Source organism: Ideonella sp., assembly GCF_041287625.1.
Taxonomy (GTDB): Bacteria; Pseudomonadota; Gammaproteobacteria; order Burkholderiales; family Burkholderiaceae_C; genus Ideonella.
In genome coordinates this window covers 1-4,654 of record NZ_JBGGNH010000032.1, presented here as the reverse complement: position 1 = coordinate 4,654, position 4,654 = coordinate 1, and the positions used below count along the sequence as shown (strand labels likewise).

Here is a 4,654-nt window from a genome sequence, read left to right as displayed (position 1 = left end):
GCTGGAAAGCGCGATGGATGAGCTGTCCTATGCGCTAAAGATCGATCCGCTGCAACTGCGCCTGATCAACTACGCCGAGGTCGATCCGGTCAGCGGCAAGCCGTTCTCGAGCAAGGCCCTGCGCGAGTGCTACCGCCTGGGCGCGGAGAAGTTCGGCTGGAAGAACCGCAACCCTGAGCCGCGCTCGATGCGCGACGGCAAGCTGTTGGTGGGCTGGGGCATGGCGTCGAGCGTGTGGGGCGCGATGCAGATGCCTGCGAGCGCCAAGGTCACCTACCGCGCCGACGGAACCGCCAGCGTTGCCAGCGCAACCAGCGACATCGGACCCGGCACCTACACCGTGATGACCATGATCGCGGCGGAGTTCCTGGGCCTTCGGATGGATCAGGTGAAATTCGAGCTGGGCGATACACGCCAGCCTCAGGCCCCGGCGCAAGGCGGCTCGTGGACGACGTCCAGCGTCGGGTCTGCCGTGCGCGGCGCGGCGCTGACGATCACCGCCAAGCTGCTGGATTTGGCGAACCGCGAGGCCGCCTCGCCGCTGAGCGGCATCGCTGCCGAAAACGTCGAGATGCTCGATGGCCGCCTGCGCTCCAAGAGCGATCCTTCGCGCGCGGTCGACATTGCCGAGGCCATGCGGCGCACCGGCACCAACGAGATCACCGAAGTCTTTAACTCGACCCCATCACCCGAACGAGAAAAGTACGCCTCACTCGCCCACGGCGCCCAGTTCGTCGAGGTGAAAGTCGATCCCGACCTGGGCACGATGCGGGTGACCCGGGTGATCGAGATCACCGCCTGCGGAAAGATCCTCAACCCGCTGGCCTCGCACAGCCAGGAGATCGGCGGCGTGGTCTGGGGCATCGGAATGGCGCTGGAGGAAGCCACCGAAGTCGATCACCGCACGGGCCGCTTCATGACAGCCAACTTGCAGCATTACCACGTGCCGGTGAACGCCGACATCCACGCCATCGAGACCATCTTTGTGGAAGAAGACGACACCATCGTCAATCCACTGGGGGTCAAAGGCATGGGAGAGTTGGGCATGGTCGGCATTCCGGCCGCCATCGCCAATGCTGTGTATCACGCCACCGGCAAGCGCATCCGCGATCTACCGATCACCCCAGAGAAACTCCTGTGACTTCACCCAACCCGCAAGCTTGCGGTGGGTGGTGTGTTCTGGTCGCTGGATGTCGCCACCGGCAAGGGGCAATCGATTCCGGCGCGGGCTGCTCGCTTCGCTGTCCGCGCCAGTTGCGTTCTTCGTCCTCTGCGCGACGCCCGCGTCCCTGACGCCTGATCAGTCGTGCACAGAAAATTAACTACCGGAGAATCAAGATGAAAGTTGATGCCAGCCTTGCCGGTCAGTTCGCCATTGGCGGCGATCTGACGGTCAACCGCCTGGGCTTCGGCGCGATGCGCATCACCGGACCCAACGTGTGGGGCGAACCGGAGAACCGCGACGAGGCGATCCGCGTTCTGAAGCGCCTGCCGGAGATCGGTGTCGATCTGATCGACACGGCCGACAGCTACGGACCGTTCGTCAGCGAACAGCTCATCGCCGAGGCACTGCACCCTCACGGTAGGATCAAGATCGCAACCAAGGGCAGTCTCGTGCGCTACCCCGGCAACGCCACCAGCCCATCTTGGCCGGTGATCGGCGACCCCGCCTATCTGCGCCAGTGCGTTTACATGAGCCTGCGACGGCTGAAGCTCGAACAGATCGACCTCTGGCAGCTCCACCGCATCGACCCGAAGGTGCCGCGTGCAGAGCAGTTCGGCGCCATCCGCGAATTCATCGACGAAGGCCTGATTCGGCATGCCGGCCTGAGCCAGGTGCCGGTCGAGGCCATCGAAGAGGCGTGCAAGTACTTCCCAGTGGCAACGGTGCAGAACCGCTACAACCTGGCCGACCGGGCGGATGAGGACGTGCTCGACTACTGCGAGGCGAACGGGATCGGTTTCATCCCTTGGTTCCCGCTGGCGGCGGGCGCTCTCGTCAAACCCGGCGGAGCGGTGGACGCGCTCGCCAAGGCGAAGGGCGCCACGGCCGGCCAGATCGCACTGGCCTGGCTGTTGAAGCGCAGCTCCGTGATCCTGCCCATTCCCGGCACGAGCACGATGGCTCACCTGGAGGAAAACGTGGCCGCCGCGGCGATCACACTCAGCGACGAGGAATTTGCCGAACTTGACGCCGCTGCCCCGCGCGGTTGAACCCATGCACACGGCCTGCCGGCTGCGGCTGCCGCGGCCTGTGCAGGCGTGCGCCTTTCACCTTGAATAACCCGACCGAGCCCTCGGGCCTGGATCTGCCGTCAGATCAAATCTTCACGAACTCTCGCTTCCGACCCGACGTTGAAGTGCTCGCCAAGACGCTGCCTGCGCGCCAGGCTGTTGCGCCGGCTTCCGATGGCACCGATGTACATCGCCTGGGTCGCAAGGGCATCGATCAGCGCGAGGTCGTCGAGCTTCGGGTCGTGGCTCAGCGCAATGACGGCGGTGCGCCGGTCCGGGCGGAAGGCGACGACGGCGTCGTCCGGCATGTCCGTCACGATCCGCGCGCCCGGCACGCTCCACGAACCAAGGTCCTCGCGCCGGGGGTCGCAGACGTTGACTGCAAAACCGTTGAAGAGCGCCATCGTGGCCAGGTACTCCGCCAGCTGCCCCGCGCCGATGAGCAGCATGCGGTAACCGGGGCCGAAGGTCTGCGATGCGAAGTCCGCATTGAGCTGCAAGGCCTCCGGCGCGCTCCTGTCGGCCAGCGACGCCGAGCCGTCGATCAAGCGAACCGTGCGGCGAACGAGTCGCCCCTCGGCGAGTGCGTCGACAAGCACTTGCAGCGGCTCGACAGCAGGGTCGAACTCCGCCAGCAGTTCGAGCGTGCCGCCACAAGGCAGGCCGAAGCGCCGCGCTTCGTCCGAGTTGACGCCGTAGCGCATGAAGGTGCGGGCGGCTTCACCCGGCTGGCGCCAGGCAGTGCGGCCAGTCACCAGCCGATGCAGGAGATCGTCCTCGATGCACCCACCGCTGACCGATCCGACCACCGCGCCGTCGGCGCCAACAATGTGAATGGGCGGAGTGCAAGCACAGGGCGACGGGATGTCTGTTGGAACTGCGCGACGCAGCGCTCACTTCCATTTGAAAGTGGCTACCAGCTCTTTAGTCCGTCGCTACCACGCTACAAGTCAAACAATGCTGAAGCGGACTCAGCCTTGTAGGTAGAGATGTAGGTAGGAAATGAAAACGGGGCGCAAGGCCCCGTGTTTCATCGACTTTTGGCGGAGAGGGAGGGATTCGAACCCTCGGTACGTTTCCGTACGCCTGATTTCGAGTCAGGTACAATCGACCACTCTGCCACCTCTCCTGATAGGTGCACCCGTGGTCACCGGGTGAAGCCTCAGATTCTAGCTCAGGTTCTGAGCCCTCCGCAAACCTTGCGGAAAGTATTTCATACCCCCGGTTCTTCCTTGTCCTCGCGCATCAGCGCGATGAGTTCGTTGGCGCTGGGCAGTGCGGCGGTTTCCTGCCCGTCGAGCAGCAGGTCGGCGAGTTCGCGCTTGTCGCGGTGCAGCGTGAGGATCTTCTCTTCCAGCGTGCCTTCGGCCACCAGGCGGTAGACCGTCACCGGGCGTTGCTGGCCGATGCGGTGGGCGCGGCCGCTGGCCTGGTCTTCGGCGGCGGGGTTCCACCACGGGTCCGCGATCACCACATAGTCGGCCACCGTGAGGTTCAGGCCGAAGCCGCCGGCCTTCAGGCTGATCAGGAACAGTTCGCCCTGCCCGGCCTGGAAGGCATCGACACGCTTCATGCGCTCGGCCGCGGGCGTGCTGCCGTCCAGGTACTGGTAGGCGATGCCGGCTTCGTCCAGCGGTGCTTTCAGCAGCGTGAGGAAGTCGACGAACTGGCTGAAGACCAGGGCCTTGTGGCCGTTGGCGACCAGCTCGGCAGCCAGTTCGCCAAAGGCCTTGACCTTGGCACCGACCAGGCTCAGGTGCGGGCTGGCCAGGCGCGGGTCGCAGGCGGCGCGGCGCAGCTTCGTCAGCCCGGCCAGGATGTTGAACTGTGCCTGGCCGATGGCGTCGCCCGAGAGGCTGCGCTCTGCGGCCACCAAGGCGTCTCGCCGCAGCGCTTCGTAGTGCGCCTGCTCGGCGGCTTCCAGCGGCACCTTCAGGACCAGCTCGGTGCGCGGCGGCAAATCGTCCAGCACCTGGGCCTTGGTGCGGCGCAGGATGAAGGGCGCGATCAGCCTGCGCAATTGGCGTTGCGCAGTCTTGTCGCGCTGGCGCTCGATGGGGCCGGCGAAGCGTTCATTGAAACGCGCCATGGTGCCGAGCAGGCCAGGGTTGCAGGCCCGCATCACGGACCACAGCTCGCCCAGCCGGTTTTCGATTGGGGTACCTGAAAGTGCAAGCCGGAACCTCGCCTGCAGCCCGAACACCGCCTGACTGCGCTTGGCCGCAGCGTTCTTGATGGCCTGCGCCTCGTCCATGACCAGCGTGGCCCATTCGCGGGCGGCAAAACGCTCGGCGTCCTGCTGCAGCAGCGCATACGAGACAAGCAGCACGCTGCCGGGGGTGTCGGTGGCGATCTGCGCCGCGCGGTCTGCTCCGGCTTCGCCGAAGACCTGCACGCTGAGCGACGGCGCGAAGCGGCG

At 65.5% G+C, this 4,654-nt stretch carries 4 protein-coding genes and 1 tRNA gene; 2 read left to right on the top strand and 3 right to left on the bottom strand.

What is annotated here, in order from left to right; genetic code table 11:
* On the top strand, positions 1-1,141 hold a 1,141-nt coding region (locus tag ACAH41_RS13195), incomplete at its 5' end, for a xanthine dehydrogenase family protein molybdopterin-binding subunit (RefSeq protein ID WP_370538325.1).
* Between the two features lie 197 nt (positions 1,142-1,338).
* Positions 1,339-2,214, top strand: coding sequence for an aldo/keto reductase (locus tag ACAH41_RS13190; RefSeq protein ID WP_141284425.1), 876 nt, complete (start codon positions 1,339-1,341; stop codon positions 2,212-2,214).
* Positions 2,215-2,315: 101 nt separating this feature from the next.
* Here ACAH41_RS13190 and ACAH41_RS13185 read toward each other — a convergent pair whose 3' ends face one another.
* The 3 genes from ACAH41_RS13185 to ACAH41_RS13175 form a co-directional block, all read right to left on the bottom strand.
* The gene (locus ACAH41_RS13185; protein ID WP_325648475.1) at positions 2,316-3,044 is read right to left on the bottom strand and encodes an XdhC family protein; all 729 of its coding nucleotides are present in this window, start codon (positions 3,042-3,044) and stop codon (positions 2,316-2,318) included.
* Between the two features lie 232 nt (positions 3,045-3,276).
* Positions 3,277-3,364: transfer RNA gene (locus tag ACAH41_RS13180), tRNA-Ser, on the bottom strand.
* A gap of 84 nt (positions 3,365-3,448) precedes the next feature.
* Positions 3,449-4,654, bottom strand: a 1,206-nt coding sequence (locus ACAH41_RS13175; RefSeq protein ID WP_370538324.1) for a DEAD/DEAH box helicase, incomplete at its 5' end; no start/stop codon positions are given.

Bases quoted from the DNA above. Each gene is read 5' to 3' on its own strand.
- ACAH41_RS13190 (WP_141284425.1), top strand. From the start codon at position 1,339: ATGAAAGTTGATGCCAGCCTTGCCGGTCAGTTCGCCATTGGCGGCGAT.